Source organism: Pantoea sp. (assembly GCF_032114055.1).
Lineage (GTDB): Bacteria > Pseudomonadota > Gammaproteobacteria > Enterobacterales > Enterobacteriaceae > Pantoea.
Window position 1 is genome coordinate 140,382 of record NZ_DAMCTB010000004.1, and the last position, 22,727, is coordinate 163,108.

General features: G+C 56.6%; 17 protein-coding genes. 12 read left to right on the forward strand and 5 right to left on the reverse strand.

Going from position 1 to position 22,727, the window contains the following annotated elements; all coding sequences use genetic code 11:
- The 9 genes from nuoG (at position 1) to RT657_RS09025 (ending at position 10,722) form a co-directional block, all read left to right on the forward strand.
- Positions 1–2,724, forward strand: a complete 2,724-nt coding sequence (nuoG, locus tag RT657_RS08985; protein ID WP_313653905.1) for an NADH-quinone oxidoreductase subunit NuoG — start codon at positions 1–3, stop codon at positions 2,722–2,724.
- On the forward strand, positions 2,721–3,698 hold the full coding sequence (gene nuoH / locus RT657_RS08990; protein ID WP_313653906.1) for an NADH-quinone oxidoreductase subunit NuoH: 978 nt from the start codon (positions 2,721–2,723) through the stop codon (positions 3,696–3,698). Before nuoG ends, nuoH begins: the two co-directional genes overlap by 4 nt.
- Positions 3,699–3,709: 11 nt before the next feature.
- Complete coding sequence (gene nuoI, locus RT657_RS08995) at positions 3,710–4,252, forward strand: NADH-quinone oxidoreductase subunit NuoI (protein WP_313653907.1); 543 nt, start codon at positions 3,710–3,712, stop codon at positions 4,250–4,252.
- A gap of 10 nt (positions 4,253–4,262) precedes the next feature.
- Complete coding sequence (gene nuoJ / locus RT657_RS09000) at positions 4,263–4,814, forward strand: NADH-quinone oxidoreductase subunit J (protein ID WP_128084685.1); 552 nt, start codon at positions 4,263–4,265, stop codon at positions 4,812–4,814.
- Complete coding sequence (nuoK, locus tag RT657_RS09005; protein WP_003854236.1) at positions 4,811–5,113, forward strand: NADH-quinone oxidoreductase subunit NuoK; 303 nt, start codon at positions 4,811–4,813, stop codon at positions 5,111–5,113. Before nuoJ ends, nuoK begins: the two co-directional genes overlap by 4 nt.
- Positions 5,110–6,945, forward strand: coding sequence for an NADH-quinone oxidoreductase subunit L (nuoL, locus tag RT657_RS09010; protein ID WP_313653908.1), 1,836 nt, complete (start codon positions 5,110–5,112; stop codon positions 6,943–6,945). The genes nuoK and nuoL overlap by 4 nt, the downstream gene beginning before the upstream one ends.
- A 205-nt stretch (positions 6,946–7,150) precedes the next feature.
- On the forward strand, positions 7,151–8,671 hold the full coding sequence (nuoM, locus tag RT657_RS09015) for an NADH-quinone oxidoreductase subunit M (RefSeq protein WP_313653909.1): 1,521 nt from the start codon (positions 7,151–7,153) through the stop codon (positions 8,669–8,671).
- A gap of 6 nt (positions 8,672–8,677) precedes the next feature.
- On the forward strand, positions 8,678–10,135 hold the full coding sequence (nuoN, locus tag RT657_RS09020; protein ID WP_313653910.1) for an NADH-quinone oxidoreductase subunit NuoN: 1,458 nt from the start codon (positions 8,678–8,680) through the stop codon (positions 10,133–10,135).
- Between the two features lie 128 nt (positions 10,136–10,263).
- A complete protein-coding gene (locus tag RT657_RS09025) occupies positions 10,264–10,722 on the forward strand; it encodes a GNAT family N-acetyltransferase (RefSeq protein WP_313653912.1) in 459 nt (152 codons plus the stop codon).
- Between the two features lie 34 nt (positions 10,723–10,756).
- Here the strand turns inward: RT657_RS09025 and RT657_RS09030 are convergent, their stop codons facing one another.
- Positions 10,757–12,415 (reverse strand): glucan biosynthesis protein, encoded by a 1,659-nt coding sequence (locus tag RT657_RS09030; protein ID WP_313653913.1) that lies wholly within the window; start codon positions 12,413–12,415, stop codon positions 10,757–10,759.
- Between the two features lie 335 nt (positions 12,416–12,750).
- Between RT657_RS09030 and elaB the strand changes: the two genes are divergently transcribed.
- Together elaB and RT657_RS09040 are read left to right on the forward strand one after the other, a co-directional pair.
- Entirely contained in the window at positions 12,751–13,062 is a 312-nt protein-coding gene (gene elaB, locus RT657_RS09035; RefSeq protein ID WP_313653914.1) for a stress response protein ElaB, read from the forward strand.
- 187 nt (positions 13,063–13,249) lie between these two features.
- Complete coding sequence (locus RT657_RS09040) at positions 13,250–14,446, forward strand: nicotinamide mononucleotide deamidase-related protein YfaY (protein WP_313653915.1); 1,197 nt, start codon at positions 13,250–13,252, stop codon at positions 14,444–14,446.
- Positions 14,447–14,717: 271 nt separating this feature from the next.
- Here RT657_RS09040 and yfaE read toward each other — a convergent pair whose 3' ends face one another.
- The 4 genes from yfaE to ubiG all read right to left on the reverse strand — a co-directional run bounded on the left by yfaE (position 14,718) and on the right by ubiG (position 19,689).
- Positions 14,718–14,978 carry a class I ribonucleotide reductase maintenance protein YfaE gene (gene yfaE / locus RT657_RS09045; RefSeq protein ID WP_128084679.1) on the reverse strand — a complete coding sequence of 87 codons (261 nt, stop codon included), beginning with the start codon at positions 14,976–14,978 and terminating at the stop codon, positions 14,718–14,720.
- Between the two features lie 2 nt (positions 14,979–14,980).
- Entirely contained in the window at positions 14,981–16,111 is a 1,131-nt protein-coding gene (gene nrdB / locus RT657_RS09050) for a class Ia ribonucleoside-diphosphate reductase subunit beta (protein WP_313653916.1), read from the reverse strand.
- Positions 16,112–16,186: 75 nt separating this feature from the next.
- Entirely contained in the window at positions 16,187–18,472 is a 2,286-nt protein-coding gene (nrdA, locus tag RT657_RS09055; RefSeq protein WP_313653917.1) for a class 1a ribonucleoside-diphosphate reductase subunit alpha, read from the reverse strand.
- Between the two features lie 491 nt (positions 18,473–18,963).
- Positions 18,964–19,689 carry a bifunctional 2-polyprenyl-6-hydroxyphenol methylase/3-demethylubiquinol 3-O-methyltransferase UbiG gene (ubiG, locus tag RT657_RS09060; protein WP_313653918.1) on the reverse strand — a complete coding sequence of 242 codons (726 nt, stop codon included), beginning with the start codon at positions 19,687–19,689 and terminating at the stop codon, positions 18,964–18,966.
- A 177-nt stretch (positions 19,690–19,866) separates the two neighbouring features.
- Here ubiG and gyrA point away from each other — a divergent pair, with 177 nt between their 5' ends.
- Positions 19,867–22,539, forward strand: a complete 2,673-nt coding sequence (gyrA, locus tag RT657_RS09065) for a DNA topoisomerase (ATP-hydrolyzing) subunit A (RefSeq protein ID WP_313653921.1) — start codon at positions 19,867–19,869, stop codon at positions 22,537–22,539.
- Positions 22,540–22,727: the final 188 nt, after the last annotated feature.

Genomic DNA, 22,727 nt, shown 5'->3' on the forward strand with positions numbered 1-22,727 from the left:
ATGGCTACAATTCATGTAGACGGTAAAGAGTATGATGTGAACGGAGCGGACAACCTGCTACAGGCATGTCTCTCTCTGGGCCTTGATATTCCTTACTTTTGCTGGCATCCGGCGCTGGGAAGCGTTGGGGCCTGCCGCCAGTGTGCGGTAAAGCAATTCCAGAATGCCGAAGATACCCGTGGTCGTCTCGTCATGTCCTGCATGACGCCGGCCTCTGACGGCACATTCATCTCCATCGATGATGGTGAAGCGAAAGAGTTCCGCGAAAGCGTGGTGGAGTGGCTGATGACCAACCACCCGCACGATTGCCCGGTGTGCGAAGAGGGCGGTAACTGTCACCTGCAGGATATGACAGTGATGACCGGCCACAGTTTCCGCCGCTATCGCTTCACCAAACGTACCCACCGTAATCAGGATCTCGGTCCGTTTATCTCCCATGAGATGAACCGCTGTATCGCCTGTTATCGCTGCGTGCGTTACTACAAAGATTACGCCGATGGCAAAGATCTGGGTGTCTACGGTGCGCACGACAACGTCTATTTCGGCCGCCCGGAAGATGGCACGCTGGAGAGCGAGTTCTCCGGTAACCTCGTTGAGATCTGCCCGACCGGCGTCTTCACCGATAAGACCCACTCCGAACGCTATAACCGTAAATGGGATATGCAGTTTGCGCCGAGCATCTGCCAGCAGTGTAGCGTCGGCTGTAACACCAGCCCGGGTGAGCGCTATGGCGAACTGCGCCGTATCGAAAACCGCTACAACGGCAGCGTAAACCACTACTTCCTCTGCGACCGTGGCCGCTTCGGCTATGGCTATGTGAACCGTCAAGATCGTCCGCGTCAGCCGATGCTGCTGCGCGGCAACGACTGGGTGACGCTGAACGCAGAGCAGGCGGTCAACGCCGGTGCCGATTTGCTGCGTCAGGCGAAAAAAGTGATTGGTATCGGCTCGCCGCGCGCCAGCATCGAAAGCAACTTCGCGCTGCGTGAGCTGGTGGGTGCAGAAAACTTCTCTACCGGGATGCCCGCCGGTGAGCAGGCACGACTGGAACTGATGCTGAAAGTGCTGCGTGAAGGCGGGATCTATACGCCTTCTCTACGCGAAATTGAAAGCTATGACGCGGTGCTGGTGCTGGGTGAAGACCTGACGCAGGTCGGCGCCCGCGTCGCGCTCTCGGTGCGTCAGGCGGTGAAAGGCAAAGCCCGCGAAATGGCGGCGGCGCAGAAGGTGGCCGACTGGCAGATCGCCGCGATCCTGAACATTGGTCAGAACGCGAAGCATCCGCTGTTTGTCACGCACGTTGATGAAACCCGTCTGGATGATATCGCCGCGTGGAGCTATCGCGCGCCGGTTGAAGATCAGGCACGTCTTGGTTTTGCGATCGCCAGTGCGCTGGATGAATCCGCGCCTGCGGTTGCCGATTTCGACCGCGCGCTCAGCGGAAAAATGGATGTGATTGTTCAGGCGCTGGCTGGTGCGAAAAAACCCTTAATCATCTCCGGCACCCACGCGGGCAGCACGGCGGTCATTGAAGCGGCGGCGAACGTAGCCAGAGCCCTGAAAGCACGCGGCGCGGATGTCGGCATTACCCTGCTGGCCGATCACGCCAACAGCATGGGCTTGGGCATGATTGGTGGTAACCCGCTGGAGCAGGCGCTGGAGCAGCTGAGCAACGGTGAAGCCGATGCGCTGGTGGTGCTGGAAAACGATCTCTACCGCCATGCTCCGAAAGCACTGGTGGATGCCGCACTGGCCCAGACTACTAACGTTATCGTGGTTGACCATCAGCGCACAGCGACGCTGGAGAAAGCCGGTCTGGTATTATCGACCGCCAGCTTTGCGGAAAGCGATGGCACCTCGATCAACCATGAAGGCCGCGCACAGCGTTTCTTCCAGGTTTACGATCCGGCTTACTACGACAACAGCGTGGTGATGCTGGAGAGCTGGCGCTGGCTGCATTCGCTGCACAGCACGCTGGAAAGCCGTCATGTGGACTGGACCCAGCTCGATCACGTGATCGATGCCGTGGTCGCACGTCTGCCGCAGCTGGCCGGGATCAAAGAGGCGGCACCAGATGCCAGCTTCCGTATTCGCGGTCAGAAACTGTCGCGTTCGCCTATCCGTAACAGCGGACGTACGGCGGCGCGTGCCAACATCAGCGTCCATGAACCGCGTCAGCCGCAGGATCAGGACACCATGTTTGCCTTCTCTATGGAGGGGAACAACCAGCCTTCGGCACCCCGTTCGCAGATTCCGTTTGCCTGGGCACCAGGCTGGAACTCACCGCAGGCGTGGAACAAGTTCCAGGCCGAAGTGGGCGGCAAACTGCGTCATGGCGATCCGGGCGTACGCCTGTTTGAGGCCGGCAGTGCTCAGTTGCCGTGGTTCACTACTGTACCAAAAGCCTTTAGCCGTGATACGCAGTGGCGTGTAGCTCCGCTTCACCGTCTGTTCGGCAGTGAAGAGATGTCACAGCGTTCACCGGTCTTCCAGCAGCGTATGGCCGAGCCTGCGCTGGTGATTAACCCGGAGGATGCGGCGAAACTGGGCCTGAACCAGGGCGCGGCGGCAGAGTTCATCTGTGCCGGTGAAACCGTGCGTCTGCCAGTCCGTTTCTCGGCGTCACTGCAGGCGGGACAGATTGGTCTGCCGCTGGGCATGCCGGGCGTTCCGCCATTCCTGGCAAACAGTAAAATCGACACTCTGCAGGAGGCGGCGCAATGAGCTGGTTAACACCGGACGTTATCGACATTCTGCTGGCCATTGTTAAAGCCATCGTCATTCTGCTGGTGGTTGTGGCCTGCGGCGCGTTCATGAGCTTCGCCGAGCGTCGTTTGCTCGGTCTGTTCCAGAACCGTTACGGACCCAACCGCGTTGGCTGGGGCGGCTCGCTGCAGCTGGTTGCGGACATGATCAAAATGTTCTTTAAAGAGGACTGGGTCCCGCCGTTTACCGATCGCTTTATCTTTACCCTGGCGCCGGTTATCGCCTTTGTTTCGCTACTGCTGGCCTTTGCTATCGTGCCGGTGTCGCCCACCTGGATGGTGACAGACCTGAATATCGGTCTGCTCTTTTTCCTGATGATGGCGGGCCTGGCCGTCTATGCCGTGCTGTTTGCTGGCTGGTCGAGTAACAACAAATACTCGCTGCTGGGTGCCATGCGCGCCTCGGCGCAGACCCTGAGCTATGAAGTGTTCCTGGGGCTGTCGTTGATGGGTGTGGTGGCGCAGGCGGGCTCGTTCAATATGAACGATATCGTCAACAGCCAGACGCATCTGTGGAACATCATTCCGCAGTTCTTTGGTTTCCTGACCTTCTGTATTGCGGGCGTCGCGGTATGTCACCGTCACCCGTTTGACCAGCCGGAAGCGGAACAGGAGCTGGCTGATGGTTATCACATCGAATATGCCGGTATGAAATTCGGCCTGTTCTTTGTTGGCGAATATGTGGCGATTACCACCGTTTCAGCGCTGATTGTGACGCTGTTCTTCGGTGGCTGGCATGGACCCTTCCTGCCGCCGTTCATCTGGTTCGCCCTGAAAACGGCGTTCTTTATGATGATGTTCATCCTGATCCGTGCTGCGCTTCCGCGCCCGCGTTACGACCAGGTGTTGTCATTCGGCTGGAAAGTGTGTCTGCCGTTGACGCTGCTGAACCTGCTGGCTACGGCCGCAGTGATTCTCTACACAGCGTCGTAAGGGGTTAACAAATGACTTTGAAAGATATTGTCACAGGCTTTGGCACAACAGTTCGCAGTATCTGGCTGATTGGCCTGCACGCCTTTGCCAAACGTGAAACTCAGATGTACCCGGAAGAGCCGGTTTATCTGCCGCCACGCTACCGTGGTCGTATCGTATTAACCCGCGATCCGGATGGTGCAGAGCGTTGCGTTGCCTGTAACCTTTGTGCGGTGGCCTGCCCGGTTGGTTGTATTTCGCTGCAGAAAGCAGAAACCAAAGATGGTCGCTGGTATCCGGAGTTCTTCCGCATCAACTTCTCACGCTGCATCTTCTGCGGTATGTGTGAAGAGGCCTGTCCGACCACGGCGATTCAGCTGACTCCCGATTTCGAACTGGGTGAGTTCAAGCGTCAGGATCTGGTTTACGAAAAGGACGATCTGCTGATTTCGGGGCCGGGTAAATATCCGGAGTACAACTTCTACCGCATGGCGGGTATGGCGATTGACGGTAAAGATAAGGGCGACGCGGAAAACGAAGCGAAGCCGGTCGACGTCAAAGGCTTATTACCTTAAGGAGCAGGGCATGGAATTTGCGTTTTATCTTTGCGGACTGGTGGCGGTGCTGACGACGTTGCGCGTCATTACCCACACTAATCCGGTACATGCGTTGCTGTACCTGATCGTGTCGCTGTTATCGATCGCGGGTGTCTTCTTCTCAATGGGCGCCTACTTCGCCGGTGCACTGGAGATCATCGTTTACGCCGGGGCCATCATGGTGCTGTTCGTTTTCGTGGTCATGATGCTGAACCTGGGCAAACAGACCGAGAAGCAGGAGCGCGAGTGGCTCAGCCCGTCACTGTGGATTGGTCCGGGCCTGGTTTCATTGCTGCTGCTGGTGGTGATGGTCTATGCCATTCTGACGGCCAACGATCAAGGCATTGATGGCACCGTTATCGACGCGAAAGCGGTTGGTATCAGCCTGTTTGGTCCTTATGTCCTGGCGGTTGAGCTGGCTTCAATGCTGCTGCTGGCGGGGCTGGTCGTGGCGTTCCACATTGGTCGTGAAGAGCGTCAGGGTGAAGTCCTGAGCAACCGTCCTGCTGACGCCGCACAGGTGAAAAAGGAGAGCGCATGATCCCGTTACAACATGGATTGATTCTTGCCGCCGTGCTGTTTGTTCTTGGACTGACATCGCTGGTGATACGCCGCAATCTGCTGTTTATGCTGATCGGCCTTGAAATCATGATCAACGCCGCCGCTTTAGCTCTGGTGGTTGCCGGAAGCTACTGGGGTCAGGCCGACGGACAGGTGATGTATATCCTGGCGATCAGCCTGGCGGCAGCGGAAGCCAGCATCGGTCTGGCACTGCTGCTTCAGCTCTATCGTCGTCGTCAGACGCTGAACATTGATACTGTGAGCGAGATGCGCGGATGAATCTTCTCTATTTAACTGTCTTGTTTCCGCTAATCGGCTTTCTGCTGTTAGCGTTTTCGCGCGGTCGCTGGTCTGAGAACCTGTCGGCCACGGTGGGTATGGGATCGGTGGGTCTGGCGGCCCTGACCACAGCGATGATCGGTTTCGACTTCTTCGCTAACGGCCAGCAGGCTTACACCCAGTCACTCTGGACCTGGATGCATGTCGGCAACTTTGACATGAAGGTCAACCTGACGCTGGATGGCCTGTCGCTGACCATGCTGTCGGTCGTGACCGGCGTCGGCTTCTTCATTCACATGTTCGCCTCCTGGTATATGCGTGGAGAAGAGGGCTATTCCCGCTTCTTCGCCTACACCAACCTGTTTATCGCCAGCATGGTGGTTCTGGTGCTGGCCGATAACCTGATGCTGATGTATCTGGGCTGGGAAGGGGTAGGGCTCTGCTCCTATCTGCTGATCGGCTTCTACTACAGTAATCCGGAAAATGGCAAAGCGGCGATGAAAGCGTTCATCATCACCCGCGTCGGCGACGTCTTCCTGGCGTTTGGTTTGTTCATCCTCTACAACGAGCTGGGCACGCTGAACTTCCGCGAGATGATGGAGCTGGCGCCGGCGCATTTCGCCGCCGACAACCACATGCTGCAGTGGGCGACACTGATGCTGCTGGGTGGCGCGGTCGGTAAATCGGCGCAGCTGCCGTTACAGACCTGGCTGGCGGATGCGATGGCCGGTCCGACACCGGTTTCGGCGCTGATTCACGCCGCGACCATGGTGACGGCGGGGGTCTATCTGATCGCCCGCAGCCACGGCCTCTTCCTGCTGACGCCGGAAGTGCTGCATCTGGTGGGGATTATCGGGGCAATTACGCTGGTGCTGGCAGGTTTTGCGGCGCTGGTACAGACCGACATCAAACGTGTTCTCGCTTACTCCACCATGAGTCAGATTGGCTACATGTTCCTGGCGCTGGGTGTTCAGGCCTGGGACGCGGCGATTTTCCATCTGATGACGCATGCCTTCTTTAAAGCACTGCTGTTCCTCTCGTCGGGTTCGGTGATTCTGGCCTGCCATCACGAGCAGAACATTTTCAAAATGGGTGGCCTGCGTAAGAGCATTCCGCTGGTCTACACCTGCTTCCTGGTCGGCGGCGCGGCGCTGGCAGCTCTGCCGCTGATTACGGCGGGCTTCTACAGTAAAGATGAGATCCTGTTTGGCGCACTGGCTAACGGGCACATCAATCTGATGGTGGCGGGTCTGGTGGGGGCGTTCCTGACCTCTATCTACACCTTCCGCATGATCTTTATCGTGTTCCACGGTGAAGAGAAAATCCACGCGCACGCTGGCAAGGGCATTACTCACCATCTGCCGCTGATCGTGCTGCTGCTGCTCTCCACCTTTATTGGTGCGCTGATCACGCCACCGCTGGCGGGCGTTCTGCCAGCCAATGAATTTGGTGAAGCGGGCAAAGTGGGACTGGAAATCACCTCAGGCGTTGTCGCAATCGTCGGCATTCTGATTGCGGCTGCGCTGTGGCTGGGCAAACGTGAGCTGGTTACCCGTATCGCAAACAGCGCACCGGGCCGTTTCTTCGGCACCTGGTGGTTTGCGGCGTGGGGCTTCGACTGGCTCTACGACAAAGTGTTCGTCAAACCTTATCTGGGCATTGCGTGGCTGCTGAAGCGCGACCCACTGAATGGCGTGATGAACCTGCCTGCACTGCTGTCACGTGTGGCTAATAAAGGGCTTGTCGTCAGTGAAAACGGCTACCTGCGCTGGTACGTGGCATCGATGAGCGTCGGTGCCGTGGTGGTGCTGGCTCTGCTGCTGGTGATTTAAAGATTGATGAGCGGGGTGAGTTCGCCCACCCCAATGAAGAATGTCAAAATAACCTGAGTAATGAGCGTTATCGTCGCAGCCAGTTTCATCACCGCCAGCGCACAGCAACCGGAGCATACCGAGGTATGTGAGGATTGCGAGCACTGCCGGGGTTGAAAATGGCAAGTAAGATAGCTCAGAAAAGGAAATATAAGGGAAGTGTGCCGTGTTATTACCTTGGCTAATTATCATACCCTTCGTCGGCGGTCTGATCTGCTGGCTCACTGAGCGCCTTGGCGCGAAGGTGCCACGCTGGATCGCGCTGATCACCATGGGGCTGACGTTGGCGCTTTCGCTGCAACTCTGGTTGCAGGGAGGCTATTCACTGACGCAGGCAGCGGGCATTCCGCAGTGGCAGTCAAGTTTCTCCGTTCCCTGGATCCCACGCTTCGGCATCAGCTTCCATTTAGCCATTGATGGGCTGTCGCTGCTGATGGTGGTGCTGACCGGCCTGCTGGGTCTGATGGCGGTGCTCTGTTCCTGGAATGAGATCTCAAAATATCAGGGCTTTTTCCACCTGAACCTGATGTGGATCCTGGGCGGCGTGATCGGTGTGTTCCTTTCCATCGACCTGTTCCTGTTCTTCTTCTTCTGGGAAATGATGCTGGTGCCGATGTACTTCCTCATCGCGCTCTGGGGTCATAAAGCATCAGACGGTAAAACCCGTATCTCCGCGGCGACCAAATTCTTCATCTATACCCAGGCATCGGGTCTGGTGATGCTGATTGCGATTCTGGGCCTGGTCTTTGTTCACTACAATGCGACCGGCGTCTGGACGTTCAGCTATGAGCAGCTGCTGCAGACCCCGATGTCAAACGGTGTGGAATACCTGCTGATGCTGGGCTTCTTTATCGCTTTCGCCGTGAAGATGCCTGTCGTGCCTTTACACGGCTGGCTGCCGGATGCGCATAGTCAGGCACCGACTGCGGGCTCCGTCGACCTGGCCGGTATTCTGCTGAAAACCGCGGCTTATGGTTTACTGCGTTTCAGTCTGCCGCTGTTCCCGAACGCCTCCGCTGAGTTTGCACCGATTGCCAACTGGTTAGGCATCATCGGTATCTTCTACGGTGCCTGGATGGCCTTCTCGCAGACCGATATCAAGCGTCTGATCGCCTATACCTCGATTTCGCACATGGGCTTTGTGTTGATTGCCATCTACACCGGCAGCCAGCTGGCGCTGCAGGGGGCGGTGATTCAGATGATTGCGCACGGTCTCTCCGCTGCCGCACTCTTCATCCTGTGTGGTCAGCTCTATGAGCGCCTGCATACCCGTGATATGCGTCAGATGGGCGGCCTGTGGTCACGCATCAAGTGGATCCCGGGTCTGTCGCTGTTCTTCGCGGTCGCCAACCTCGGTATGCCGGGCACCGGTAACTTCGTCGGCGAATTTATGATCCTGACAGGCAGTTTCCAGGTGGTTCCAACGATTATCGTCATCGCGACCTTTGGTCTGGTGTTCGCCTCTGTTTACTCGCTGGTGATGATGCAGCGCGCTTACTACGGCGAAGCGAAATCGAAAGATCCGCTGCCAGGCATGTCCCCGCGTGAGTTTATGACCATCGGTGTTCTGGTGGTGCTGCTGGTGCTGCTGGGCGTCTATCCACAGCCGATTCTGGATACTTCGCACGCTGCCATGAGCAATATTCAGCAGTGGTTTACCGCTTCAATTTCAACTACAAGGCCGTAATTCGCCATGACAATAACTCCTCAACAATTGATTGCGTTGCTGCCGCTGTTAATCGTCGGATTGACGGTGGTGGTTGTGATGCTGTCCATTGCCTGGCGACGCAACCACTTCGTTAACGCCACGCTAACGGTGGTTGGCCTGAACCTGGCGCTGCTCTCGCTCTACTTTGTCGGGCAGGTCGGCGCAATGGATGTGACGCCGCTGTTGCGTATCGACGGCTACGCGATGTTCTATACTGCGCTGGTGATGCTGGCCAGCCTGGCAACCTGCACTTTTGCCTATCCGTGGCTGGCAGGTTTCCCGGACAACAAAGATGAGTTCTATCTGCTGGTCCTGATTGCGGCCCTGGGCGGCATTGTGCTGGCCAGCGCCAACCATCTGGCCTCGCTGTTCATCGGGATTGAACTGCTGTCACTGCCGCTGTTTGGTCTGATTGGCTACGCCTTCCGCCAGAAACGTTCGCTGGAAGCGGCGCTGAAGTACACCATTCTGTCAGCGGCAGCCTCTTCATTCCTGCTGTTTGGCATTGCGCTGATCTACGCAGATTCGGGCAACCTGAGCTTCGTGGCGCTGGGCAAGAGTCTGACTGACAGCATGATCCACGAACCGCTGCTGCTGGTGGGTCTGGGCATGATGATTATCGGTCTGGGCTTTAAGCTCTCGCTGGTGCCGTTCCACCTCTGGACGCCGGATGTCTATCAGGGTGCGCCTGCGCCGGTCTCCACCTTCCTGGCCACCGCCAGTAAGATTGCGATTTTCGGTGTCATCATGCGCCTGTTCATGTACGCGCCAGTGACCGACAGCGAAGCCGTGCGCACCGTGCTGGCAGTGATCGCCTTCGTATCGATTCTGTTCGGTAACCTGATGGCGATTTCGCAGAGCAACATCAAGCGCCTGCTGGGTTACTCCTCGATCGCGCACCTCGGCTATCTGCTGGTGGCGCTGATTGCGGTGAAAGATCATCAGCTGTCGCTGGAAACCTCAGGCGTCTATCTGGCAGGTTATCTCTTCAGCAGCCTGGGTGCCTTTGGCGTGGTGAGCCTGATGTCCAGCCCGTATCGTGGCCCGGATGCCGACTCACTCTACTCCTATCGTGGTCTGTTCTGGCATCGTCCGATCCTCTCTGCGGTCATGACCGTGATGATGCTGTCACTGGCCGGTATTCCGATGACGCTGGGCTTTATCGGTAAGTTCTACGTGATCGCGTCAGGCGTCAGCGCCCACCTCTGGTGGCTGACCGGCGCCGTGGTAGCGGGCAGTGCGATTGGCCTTTACTACTACCTGCGTGTGACCGTGAGTCTCTACCTCAGCCCGCCGGAACTACATACCCGCGATACGCCGGCAAACTGGGCGTTTACGGCCGGTGGTGTGGTGGTACTGATCTCTGCCATTCTGGTGCTGCTGTTAGGGGTTTACCCACAGCCGCTCATCAGGCTGGTGCAGCTGGCGCAGCCACTGATGTAATCCGCACTCTGCGACGAATCAATCAGGCCTTCGGGCCTGATTTTTTTTGTCTGAAGATTGGCTGACCGGCAGATGCGGGCCGGGGCGCGCTGATGTAATGTATCCCTTTCATTCCGCAGTGAGAGACGATGAATATTGACTGGTATGACAGACATCACAGTGAACTCACGCCACATGAGCTCTATGCGCTGCTGGCGTTGCGCAGTGCCGTGTTTGTAGTGGAGCAGCAGTGCGCCTATCTCGATGTGGATGGCAACGATCTGCGGGCGGACAACCGCCACCTGCTGGGCATGGCAGAGGGGCAGCTGGTGGCCTATGCGCGTCTTCTCTCCCCGCAAGAGGTGAACAGCCCGGTGAAAATTGGACGGGTCATCGTTTCTGATCGGGTGCGGGGCGCGCGGCTGGGTAACAGGTTGATGGAGCAGGCCATCGGCCGCTGCCAGCAGCACTGGCCGGGGCGTGACCTTTTTCTTTCCGCGCAGGCCCATCTGGAAAGTTTTTATCAGCAGCACGGGTTCATCGCGGTGGGGGAGGCGTATCAGGAGGATGGTATCCCGCACATCGATATGCGGAAAAACGCGATATAAGAAAAGGCGAGACCAGGGTCTCGCCTTTTTTTCATCAACCGACCGTCATCTGGCGGTCATCGACATATTTACGCTGATCCGGCGCAGGCGGGAAGTACTGATAGAGCCAGGTTTCGCTCAGCGTCTCCTCTTTGCTACGCAGGAACAGACGCATCTCTACCGGCTGCGTGGAGTCGCTGTTCGGATACCAGTCAAACAGGATGCGGTAGCCTTTCAGCGGATCAACATAGAGGATCTCAACCTGCTTCACGGTTCCGGATGAGACAGTGATCACCGGCTCAATGCCTTTCGGCGCGGCGGCCTGCAAATCACCACCAATGAAGTCGATGGCGAAGCGACGGCACCAGGTTTCCGGGAAGTGTTCGCCAGGCGCCCAGCCTTCCGGGAAACCACCGATACCGGTACGGGTGGCGTCAACGCGCGCCAGACCGCTGCGCACCGGCGGCAGGCCACTCCAGTAGAGCTTATAGGCGAAGCTCAGCGCACTGCCTGCTTTAACCGGCTCAGCGGGCTGCCAGAAGCAGACGATATTATCCAGCGTTTCACCGGTGGTCGGAATCTCCATCAGATTAACCGCGCCTTTGCCCCACTTACCAACCGGCTCAACCCACAGGCTGGGCCGTTTGTCATACCAGCCAATCACATCCTGATAATCTTTGAAATCGTGATTAAGCTGCAGCAGACCAAAACCACGCGGGTTCTCATCTTCATAGGCATTAAACTGCAGACGCTGTGGATTGTTCAGCGGACGGGCGATCCATTCACCTTTCCCGGTCCACATCGCCAGACGATCGGAGTCATGGATTTGCGGATGGTAGGTGTTACACATGCGGCGTTCGTTGGTGCCACAGCTGAACATACTGGTCATCGGCGAGATGCCAATCTGACGGATCTCTTTACGGGCAAACAGGTGGTTTTCCACCTCCATCACCACACGCTTCTCTTCGCAGTGGATAATAAACTTATAAGCGCCGGTAAGGCTGGCACCATCGAGCAGAGCGTAACAGGTGAAAGTGGTGTCCTCCGCTTTTGGCGTTTCAAACCAGAAAGCAGTGAAATCCGGGAACTCCTCCTGTCCATTACTGAAGGTGTTTATCGCCACGCCGCGTGCAGAGAGACCGTACTGGTAGGTATCGTCAACTGCACGGAAGTAGCTTGCGCCGAGAAAAGAGACGATGTCGCGGCGGGCCAGCTCCGGCTTTTTAAAGGCGCGGAAACCGGCGAAGCCGAGGTCAGTTTTGCCCTCCAGCTGCTTTGTATCCACGTGGGCGTCGTTGTAGTTGAACAGCTCGGGGCGGAAGTGAATTTCACGCGCTTCGCGGCTCTCGCCATCCACAGAGAACATGCGGATGCGCCGCTTAAAGCCCATACCCACATGGAAAAACTGCACATCCAGCTGACGATCGGGCAGGTTGTTCCACAGCGAGTGATTCGCATCATACTGAATTTCGTTGTACGCCTGCGGCGTCAGGGTGGCCAGCGTCTCTGGCAGTGCGCCAGGTGCGCCACCCCAGGGTTTTTTTGCCAGGGCAGCCGCGTTTTTTTTCAGTACGTCGAAATCAAAGCGCACGGCGTTCCCGTCAGCAATGCCATCTTCAGCCCATGCGGATTGCGCAAACAGCGTGGAGAGGCCGGTCATGCCACTGACGGCAGAGAAGGCCATTGACGCTTTCATAAACATTCTTCGATTCATGCCAGAGATCATTCCTTAGCTGTTCGAGGGTGTCGTGACTGTCGTGCAGAATGCACTTTCATGGCCCGATAATCACAGGCAACAGAGGGGTACGACAGCAGGGTTACTGGAAAATTCAGTCACGTTAAAATTTATCAGATTAATCAAAGAAGCGAAGCGAAATTCAGGCATTGCTGCTGCCGCTTACACCTCTTTACGCAGCGAAGCGGCAGGCCGCCTGGATCGTCCATTTTTAGCAGATGAAAAATCAGGGGATTCCTGGCGCAGGAAATCGGCAGTTCGCCAGATTATAGCTATAGTTAATGAACTGCTTTGCAATTCACACGGAGGAAACGATGGTAAATCAGACAAATCAATTCGAAACGGGCCTCGATGACGATATTGCGTTACTGACCGAAACGCTGGAAGAAGTGCTTAAATCATCAGGCGATCCGGCCGACCAGAAGTACATTGAGCTTAAAAGCAAAGCCGAACAGGCGTTGCACGACGTGAAATCCCGTGTCAGCCAGGCGTCCGACAGCTACTACTATCGTGCAAAACAGGCCGCATACCGTGCTGACGACTATGTGCACGAAAAACCATGGCAGGGCGTCGGTATCGGCGCAACGGCTGGACTGGTTCTGGGGCTGCTGCTGGCGAGTCGCTAATCGCGATTGTCAGACAGCCTTAACGTGAATAAACGGCGGGCAAATCCCGCCGTTTTTGTTTCCCTCTCCTGCGCCACTTTCCCCCCTCTTATACGCAACATGCTGCCCCACATTTTCACATTCGCCGGTTAATTGTGTTTCGCGGTCAGACTTCCTACAGTTAAGCAAACGTAAAAGGAGAAACGACGTGATGAGAGTAGAGATGCTGTCGACCGGAGATGAGGTGCTGCATGGCCAAATCGTCGATACCAATGCCGCCTGGCTGGCGGATGTGCTGTTTCAGCAGGGTCTGCCGATGACCAGCCGCACCACGGTGGGCGATTCCCTTGAGTCGCTGATTGCTACGCTGCAGGCGCGCAGCCATGAGGCCGATGTGCTGATTGTGAATGGCGGGCTGGGGCCGACCAGCGACGATCTCAGCGCACTGGCCGCTGCCAGAGCCTGTGGCGTCGGGCTGGAGATGCAGCACGAATGGCTGGCGCAGATGGAAGCGTGGTTCGCCAGCCGGGGACGTGTCATGGCGGCCAGCAATCGCAAGCAGGCTGAAATCCCGGCGAATGCGGAACTGATCGATAATCCTGTGGGCACCGCCTGCGGTTTTGCCCTGCAACTCAATCGCTGCTGGATGTTCTTTACGCCCGGCGTGCCGTCAGAATTTAAAGTGATGGTGGAGCAGCAGATTATCCCACGGCTGAAAGCGAAATTTTCGCCGCCTGAGCCACCGATCTGTCTGCGGCTGACGACCTTTGGTCGCGGCGAAAGCGACATCGCGGCAGAGCTGGAGACACTCCCGCTGCCCGAAGGGGTAGTGATGGGCTATCGCTCCTCCATGCCGATCATTGAGATCAAACTCACGGGGCCGGCAAGCCAGCGGGTCGCAATGGAGCAGGTGTGGCAGCAGGTACGTCTGCAACTGGCAGAGTGCACGATTTTTGAAGGGACGGAAGGTTTACCGGCGCTGCTGGCCCGTGAGCTTGCGCAACGCGGTGAGCAACTGGCGGTCAGCGAGCAATACACCGCCGGATTGCTCTGCTGGCAACTGGCGTCTGCCAGCGTGCCGCTGCGTGGTGGGGATATCTTACCGCCGCAGCCGGAGACGCTGGCGCAGCAGGTCGCCCGCACCCGCCATCTTGCGACGCAGCAGCAGTCGGCACTGGCGCTCTCGGTCGGCAGTCTGGATCAGGAGGCGATTTCAATTGCGCTGCACACGCCGGACGGCAGCACAGGGCAGCGTGTGAAATTCAGCACCGGTCGCCATAATCTGGAGACGCGGCAGAAGGTGGTGGCGATGATGGCGATGAACATGCTGCGCCGCTGGCTGCACGGCAGCGAGGTGAGTACAGGCCACGGCTGGATTGATGTCGTGGAAACGGTCCGGCAGTGATCCCCGCAAAAGAGAACGGGCGCCTGAGGCGCCCGTTTTATTCTGACTGCTGGCCAGATTAGCCCTAATGGCTGCCAGATCGAGCCTGCGCATGGAATCCGGTCAGATCGGAAAGACGCAAACAGCGTCATCCCTGACTGCTCGGCCCGCGCCGTCCATGGCGCGGGACGCTTTCCTTTTCTGACCGGGTTCCCTGCGCTTTTACTTAGCCATTGCGGTGAGTTTCACCCGCATTCAGGCAGCGTCGCAGTCAGAGAGATAGCTACATCAGTTACAACTCAAGCTCAATCTCGCCTTTGGCTTTGCAGCAGCAGGGCAGGATCTCATCCTGCTGCACAAAGGCCAGCGGCTGCTGCGGATAATGTACTTCGCCTTTCAGCAGCCGCATCCGGCAGGAGCCGCAGTAACCTTCACGACACTGGAACTCCACGCAGAGATTATTCGCTTCCAGCAGCGTCAGCAGATTGGTGTGCTCGTCCGTGCATTCCAGCCGGGTGCCGGAACTGCGCAGAATAACAACGTCGCGGCTCATAATTACAGCTGGAAGTCGTCGAAGTCGTTAGCGCCCACTTCAGAATCGATCTGGCCCACCAGATAGGAGCTGACCTCCACTTCCTGTGGGGCAACCTGCACGTTGTCAGACACCAGCCAGGAGTTGATCCACGGAATCGGGTTTGAGCGGGTCTGGAATGGCAGATCGAGGCCCACCGCCTGCATACGGATGTTGGTGATGTACTCAATGTACTGGCAGAGAATATCTTTGTTCAGGCCGATCATTGAGCCGCCACTGAACAGATAGTCTGCCCACTCTTTCTCCTGCTCGGCGGCCTTTTTAAACAGCTCGAAGCACTCTTCGCGGCACTCTGCGGCGATCTCTTTCATCTCCGGATCGTCTTCACCGCTGCGCAGCAGGTTCAGCATGTGCTGCGTACCGGTCAGGTGCAGGGCTTCGTCGCGGGCGATCAGTTTGATGATTTTGGCGTTGCCTTCCATCAGTTCACGCTCTGCGAAAGCAAACGAGCAGGCGAAGCTGACATAGAAGCGGATCGCTTCCAGCGCATTGACGCTCATCAGGCAGATATAGAGCTGCTTTTTCAGCGCGCGCAGGCTGACGACAACCTGTTTGCCGTTGACCTGATGTGTGCCTTCGCCCAGCTGATGCCAGTAGTTGGTCATCTCGATCAGATCGTCGTAATAGCGCGAGATATCCTGCGCACGGGCCAGGATCTGCTCGTTGGTAACGATATCGTCGAACACCAGCGCCGGATCGTTAACGATATTGCGGATGATATGGGTGTAAGAGCGGGAGTGGATCGTCTCCGAAAATGCCCAGGTTTCGATCCAGGTTTCCAGTTCGGGTATGGAGATCAGCGGCAGCAGCGCCACGTTCGGGCTGCGTCCCTGGATCGAATCCAGCAGCGTCTGATATTTCAGGTTGCTGATGAAAATATGTTTTTCATGCTCAGGCAGCGCCTGATAGTCGATGCGGTCGCGTGAGACGTCCACTTCTTCCGGACGCCAGAAGAAGGAGAGCTGCTTTTCGATCAGCTTTTCAAAGATGTCATATTTTTGCTGATCGAAGCGCGCCACGTTTACCGACTGACCGAAGAACATCGGCTCTTTCAGCTGATCATTTTTGTTCTGTGAGAAAGTGGAGTAAGCCATAAATGTTGTCCAAAAAAGTAGACGAAGCCAGGCCTCGTGAAATGAATGAGGCGGGAGGAATTTCCCGCCTGACCATTAGATCTTACAGGCGCCGCTCTCGCAGCCATCATCCTGGATAGAAGGTGCCAGGTCATCCTGCGCATCTTCCGCACCGTCACGGGTGTTCTGATAGTAGAGCGTTTTCACACCGAACTTGTACGCCGTCAGCAGATCTTTCAGCAGCTGCTTCATCGGCACCTTGCCGTTGGCAAAGCGGGACGGATCGTAGTTGGTGTTGGAGGAGATCGCCTGGTCGATGAACTTCTGCATCAGACCCACCAGCTGCAGGTAACCGTCGTTGTTTGGCATTTCCCACAGCAGCTCATACTGATCTTTCAGACGCTCATACTCCGGCACCACCTGGCGCAGAATGCCATCTTTCGATGCTTTGATGCTGATATGGCCGCGTGGCGGCTCAATGCCGTTAGTGGCATTGGAGATCTGCGACGAAGTTTCCGACGGCATCAGCGCCGACAGCGTGGAGTTACGCAGGCCGTGCGTTTTGATCGCTTCACGCAGCGTTTCCCAGTCGAGATGCAGTGGTTCGTTGGTGATCGCATCCAGGTCTTTCTTATAAGTGTCGATCGGCAGAATGCCCTGCGCATAGGTGGTTTCATTGAACCACGGGCAGGCACCTTGCTCTTTCGCCAGTTCGTTTGAGGCTTTCAGGAGGTAGTACTGAATGGCTTCAAAGGTTTTGTGCGTCAGGCCATTTGCGCTGCCGTCGGAGTAGCGCACACCGTGTTTGGCCAGGTAGTAGGCGAAGTTGATCACGCCGATACCCAGAGTACGACGGCCCATCGCGCCACGCTGTGCAGCCGGGATTGGGTAGTCCTGATAATCGAGCAGGGCATCGAGGGCGCGGACGGCCAGGGTTGCCAGCTCTTCCAGGTCATCAAGGCTCTCGATCGCGCCGAGGTTGAACGCCGAGAGCGTACAGAGGGCGATCTCACCGTTTTCGTCGTTAACGTCTTCCAGCGGTTTGGTCGGCAAGGCGATTTCCAGGCAGAGGTTAGACTGGCGAACCGGTGCGATGGCGGGATCAAACGGGCTGTGCGTGTTGCAGTGGTCAACGTTCTGGATGTAGATACGGCCGGTGGAGGCGCGTTCCTGCATCATCAGCGAGAAGAGATCGACCGCTTTCACGCGCTGTTTACGGATGCTCTGATCCTGCTCATATTTAGTGTAAAGGCGCTCAAACTCATCCTGATCGGCGAAGAAGGCGTCATACAGGCCAGGCACGTCAGACGGGCTGAACAGCGTGATATCTTCACCTTTCAGCAGGCGCTGATACATCATCTTGTTGAGCTGTACGCCGTAGTCCATGTGACGCACGCGGTTGCCTTCAACGCCCCGGTTGTTTTTCAGCACCAGCAGGCTTTCGATTTCCAGATGCCACATCGGGTAGAACAGCGTAGCGGCACCGCCACGCACGCCGCCCTGAGAACAGGACTTCACTGCGGTCTGGAAATGTTTGTAGAACGGGATACAGCCGGTGTGGAACGCTTCACCGCCACGGATCGGGCTGCCCAGCGCACGGATGCGACCCGCGTTGATGCCGATACCGGCACGCTGAGAAACATATTTCACGATGGCGCTGGAGGTGGCATTGATAGAGTCGAGGCTGTCGCCGCACTCGATCAGCACGCAGGAGCTGAACTGACGCGTCGGGGTACGCACGCCGGACATGATCGGGGTCGGCAGCGAGATTTTGAACGTCGAGATCGCATCATAGAAGCGCTTGATGTAATCCATACGCGTGTCGCGCGGATAGCCAGAGAAAAGACAGGCCGCAACCAGAATGTAGAGGAACTGCGCGCTCTCGTAGATTTCGCCGGAGACGCGGTTCTGCACCAGATATTTGCCTTCCAGCTGCTTCACGGCAGCATAGGAGAAGTTCATGTCGCGCCAGTGGTCGAGGAACCCGTCCATCTGTGCGAACTCTTCCTGGCTGTAATCTTCCAGCAGGTGGCGATCGTATTTGCCCAGATCAACCATTTTAACCACCTGGTCGTAGAGCTTCGGCGGCTCAAACTGACCGTACGCTTTTTTGCGCAGGTGGAAGATTGCCAGGCGGGCAGCCAGGTACTGATAGTCAGGGGCATCGCGAGAGATAAGGTCTGCTGCGGCCTTGATGATGGTCTCATGAATGTCAGAGGTTCTGATGCCATCATAGAACTGAATGTGAGAGCGCAGTTCCACCTGTGAGACAGAGACGTTGTTCAGCCCTTCGGCAGCCCAGTCCAGCACACGGTGAATTTTGTCGAGGTCAATGCGCTCCTGGCGGCCATCGCGTTTAGTAACGAGCAGACTCTGGTTCATGTCGCGTTTTTACCTTTGCGTGAGTATCCAAAAATTAAAAGAAATCCCGGTTTATACACAGCCTATTCATTGTGAATAATATGTGGATAAACACTACATCTAGGGGGTGATGGGAAAAGCCATAACTACATGGGGGCATATTTTAGTATTTTGCGGCGGGTTAACAAGAGCAAAAAATGATGGCTGGAGGGGTTGTATTTCTGCCGAAAATTCTCAGGCCACGCCTTATAAGGCCTGCCATCGTGTCAACCAGATCACACTTTTTTTTCTAACTTTGATCGGGCGCGTATTTCTTATTCAATCTTCCGGATTCTTCACCAGAAGGGAGGAAAAATAGTCAAAAACCGCTAGCGGGCTCTTCTGCAGTCTGAAATTCGTTGGCTGCAACCGCAGCCTGACAGTCGTAACCTGCTGGTAAGACTCAGAATAGCGTGGAACGAAAGAGAGGAGGCCGGTGATGATGCCCGCCCGGAGTCGGGCAGGCGGCTCGCTTACATGGCGCGGTGGGTGTGCACCATGTAATTGACGTCGGTGCCAGGCGCCAGTTTGAAGCGGTTCGTCACCGGGTTGTAGTGCAGGCCAATGATGTGGCGTTCGCGCAGCGCGGTTTCATCAACCCAGCCCAGCAACTCGGAAGGTCGGATAAACTTTTTCACGTCATGCGTGCCGCGCGGCAACATGCGCAGTACATATTCGGCGCCAAACACCGCCAGCAGCCAGGCTTTTGGATTGCGGTTCAGCGTAGAGAAAAAGACCTCGCCGCCCGGTTTAACCAGCTTTGCACAGGCGTGGATCACTGAACGTGGATCCGGAACGTGCTCCAGCATCTCCATGCAGGTCACCACATCATATTTTCCTGCGTTCTCTTCCGCATGGGCTTCCACGGTCTGCTGCACGTAGTCCAGTGTCACGCCACTCTCCTGTGCATGCAGGCGTGCCACGGCCAGCGGTTCTGCACCCATGTCCAGGCCGGTGACGATTGCGCCTTCACGCGCCATGCTTTCGGCTAAAATACCGCCGCCGCAGCCGACGTCGAGCACGGTTTTACCAAACAGGCCGTTGCTGTGCTCGGCGATATAGCCCAGGCGCAGAGGGTTGATACGGTGCAACGGTTTAAATTCACCCTCCAGATCCCACCAGCGCGAGGCAACGGCCTCAAACTTGGCAATTTCCTGTGCATCGACGTTCTGCTGATGATTCTGCGGTTGTGCATTCATTGAATCGTAACTCCTGACAAAATGTGTCCACAGTATAAACGCTTAACCGCCGATGGCACACCTTTCAGAGGGAAGGAAAAGCAGGCGATATCGGTGGTTAACGTTCACCAGAGGATTGCAGTGTGATATACTTTCGCACCTTTAAAATCCGGGATTAAGTAGAGGGATAGCGGCTCCATGAGCGACCTTGCGAGAGAAATTACACCGGTCAATATCGAAGAAGAATTAAAAAATTCTTACCTCGGTTACGCCATGTCGGTCATCGTTGGCCGAGCTTTACCCGATGTGCGTGATGGCCTGAAGCCGGTTCATCGTCGCGTACTTTATGCGATGAGCGTACTGGGTAACGACTGGAACAAACCCTATAAAAAATCTGCCCGCGTCGTCGGTGACGTTATCGGTAAATATCACCCGCATGGTGATTCCGCCGTTTACGACACCATCGTACGTATGGCCCAGCCTTTCTCCCTGCGTTACATGCTGGTGGACGGACAAGGCAACTTCGGTTCCATCGACGGCGACTCCGCCGCGGCGATGCGTTATACCGAAATTCGCATGTCAAAAATCGCCCACGACCTGTTAGCTGACCTGGAAAAAGAGACCGTTGATTTCGTGCCGAACTACGACGGCACTGAGCAGATCCCTGACGTTCTGCCGACCAAAATCCCGAACCTGCTGGTGAACGGTGCCTCCGGTATCGCCGTAGGCATGGCAACCAATATTCCGCCGCACAACCTGCGTGAAGTGATTAACGGCTGCCTGGCTTACATTGAAGATGAGAACATCAGCGTGGAAGCGCTGATGGAACACATTCCGGGGCCTGACTTCCCGACCGCCGCCATCATCAATGGTCGCCGCGGCATCGAGGAGGCGTACCGCACCGGACGCGGTAAAATCTACATTCGTGCGCGTGGCGAAGTCGAGGCCGATGCAAAAACGGGCCGCGAAACTATCGTCATTCATGAGCTGCCTTATCAGGTGAACAAAGCCCGCCTGATCGAGAAGATTGCGGAGCTGGTGAAAGAGAAGCGCGTCGAAGGCATCAGCGCACTGCGCGATGAGTCTGACAAAGACGGCATGCGTATCGTGATTGAAGTCAAGCGCGATGCGGTCGGTGAGGTGGTGCTGAATAACCTCTACTCGCTGACGCAGCTGCAGACCTCGTTTGGCATCAATATGGTTGCCCTGCATCAGGGCCAGCCAAAGATTATGGCGCTGAAAGAGATTCTGGACGCCTTTGTTCGCCACCGTCGTGAAGTTGTGACGCGTCGTACCATCTATGAACTGCGTAAAGCCCGTGACCGCGCCCATATCCTGGAAGGTCTGGCGATTGCGCTGGCGAATATCGATCCGATCATTGAGCTGATTCGTCGTGCGCCGACCCCGGCAGAAGCGAAAGCGGGTCTGATCGCGCAGGCATGGGATCTCGGTAACGTGTCGGCAATGCTGGAGCGTGCAGGCGATGACGCTGCGCGTCCGGAGTGGCTCGATGCACAGTTTGGTATTCGCGATGGTCGCTACTATCTGACCGAGCAGCAGGCTCAGGCGATTCTGGATCTGCGTCTGCAGAAACTGACCGGCCTGGAGCATGAGAAGCTGCTGGACGAGTACAAAGCACTGCTGGAGCAGATTGCTGAACTGCTGCACATTCTGTCGAGCGCCGAGCGTCTGATGGAAGTGATCCGCGAAGAGCTGGAGCTGATGCGCGATCAGTTTGGTGACGATCGTCGTACCGAGATCACCGCGAACTCTGCCGATATTAATATCGAAGACCTGATCAATCAGGAAGACGTGGTGGTGACGCTGTCGCATCAGGGCTACGTGAAGTATCAGCCGCTGAGCGACTATGAAGCGCAGCGTCGTGGTGGTAAAGGCAAGTCAGCCGCGCGTATCAAAGAAGAGGACTTCATTGATCGTCTGCTGGTGGCCAATACCCACGATACGATCCTGTGCTTCTCCAGCCGTGGCCGTCTCTACTGGATGAAGGTGTATCAGCTGCCGGAAGCCAGCCGTGGTGCGCGTGGACGTCCAATCGTCAACCTGCTGCCGCTGGAAGCCAACGAGCGTATTACGGCGATTCTGCCGGTTCGCGAGTATACCGAAGGCTTCAATATCTTTATGGCGACCGCGCTGGGCACCGTGAAGAAGACCGCGCTGAAAGAGTTCAGCCGTCCACGCAGCGCGGGTATTATCGCCGTGAACCTGCGTGACGACGATGAGCTGATCGGTGTGTCGCTGACCAACGGTAACGATGAAGCGATGCTGTTCTCCGCAGCCGGTAAAGTGGTGCGTTTTGCAGAAACCGCTGTCCGTGCGATGGGGCGTACTGCCTCCGGTGTACGCGGCATCAAGCTGGCGGAAGGCGATCGCGTCGTCTCACTGATTGTACCGCGTGAAGAGGGTGCCATCATGACCGTGACGCAGAATGGTTACGGTAAGCGAACGGCCAACAGCGAATACCCGACCAAGTCGCGTGCGACTCAGGGGGTGATTTCCATCAAAGTGACCGAGCGTAACGGTCCGGTGATTGGCGCGGTTCAGGTTGTCGATAGCGATCAGATTATGATGATCACCGATGCCGGTACGCTGGTGCGTACCCGCGTGTCAGAAGTGAGCGTCGTGGGTCGTAATACCCAGGGTGTGATTCTGATTCGTACGGCAGAAGATGAGAACGTCGTGGGTCTGCAGCGTGTTGCTGAGCCGGTTGAAGAAGAAGAGCTGGATTCAATCGACGGTAGCGTAGCGGAAGGCGAAGATGATATTGCGCCGGAAGCTGAGATCGAAGATGAAGAGATTGCACCGGAAGAGGATGCTGACGGTGAAGACGACCTGGCAGAAGACGAAGAGTAATTTGTCTGACATAAGCTAAAGTCGTGGCAGAAACGGCAGGTCTGGGGAAACCCGGCCTGCCGTTTTTTTTGTCTGCTGGATGGAGATGGGATGGGGTGCTGTGAGCCGGGTGCTGCCGAAAGGCCCGCCACGCCCGATCGCAAAGGAGGCCCGCATCCCTGCGGATCGGCCACGCCATCCCTGGCGTG

Bases quoted from the DNA above. Each gene is read 5' to 3' on its own strand.
- RT657_RS09030 (WP_313653913.1), bottom strand. From the start codon at position 12,415: ATGAATCGAAGAATGTTTATGAAAGCGTCAATGGCCTTCTCTGCCGTC.
- nuoL (WP_313653908.1), top strand. From the start codon at position 5,110: ATGAATCTTCTCTATTTAACTGTCTTGTTTCCGCTAATCGGCTTTCTG.
- nrdA (WP_313653917.1), bottom strand. From the start codon at position 18,472: ATGAACCAGAGTCTGCTCGTTACTAAACGCGATGGCCGCCAGGAGCGC.
- yfaE (WP_128084679.1), bottom strand. From the start codon at position 14,978: ATGAGCCGCGACGTTGTTATTCTGCGCAGTTCCGGCACCCGGCTGGAA.
- gyrA (WP_313653921.1), top strand. From the start codon at position 19,867: ATGAGCGACCTTGCGAGAGAAATTACACCGGTCAATATCGAAGAAGAA.
- nuoJ (WP_128084685.1), top strand. From the start codon at position 4,263: ATGGAATTTGCGTTTTATCTTTGCGGACTGGTGGCGGTGCTGACGACG.
- elaB (WP_313653914.1), top strand. From the start codon at position 12,751: ATGGTAAATCAGACAAATCAATTCGAAACGGGCCTCGATGACGATATT.
- nuoN (WP_313653910.1), top strand. From the start codon at position 8,678: ATGACAATAACTCCTCAACAATTGATTGCGTTGCTGCCGCTGTTAATC.
- ubiG (WP_313653918.1), bottom strand. From the start codon at position 19,689: ATGAATGCACAACCGCAGAATCATCAGCAGAACGTCGATGCACAGGAA.
- nuoK (WP_003854236.1), top strand. From the start codon at position 4,811: ATGATCCCGTTACAACATGGATTGATTCTTGCCGCCGTGCTGTTTGTT.
- nuoH (WP_313653906.1), top strand. From the start codon at position 2,721: ATGAGCTGGTTAACACCGGACGTTATCGACATTCTGCTGGCCATTGTT.
- nrdB (WP_313653916.1), bottom strand. From the start codon at position 16,111: ATGGCTTACTCCACTTTCTCACAGAACAAAAATGATCAGCTGAAAGAG.
- nuoG (WP_313653905.1), top strand. From the start codon at position 1: ATGGCTACAATTCATGTAGACGGTAAAGAGTATGATGTGAACGGAGCG.
- nuoI (WP_313653907.1), top strand. From the start codon at position 3,710: ATGACTTTGAAAGATATTGTCACAGGCTTTGGCACAACAGTTCGCAGT.
- RT657_RS09025 (WP_313653912.1), top strand. From the start codon at position 10,264: ATGAATATTGACTGGTATGACAGACATCACAGTGAACTCACGCCACAT.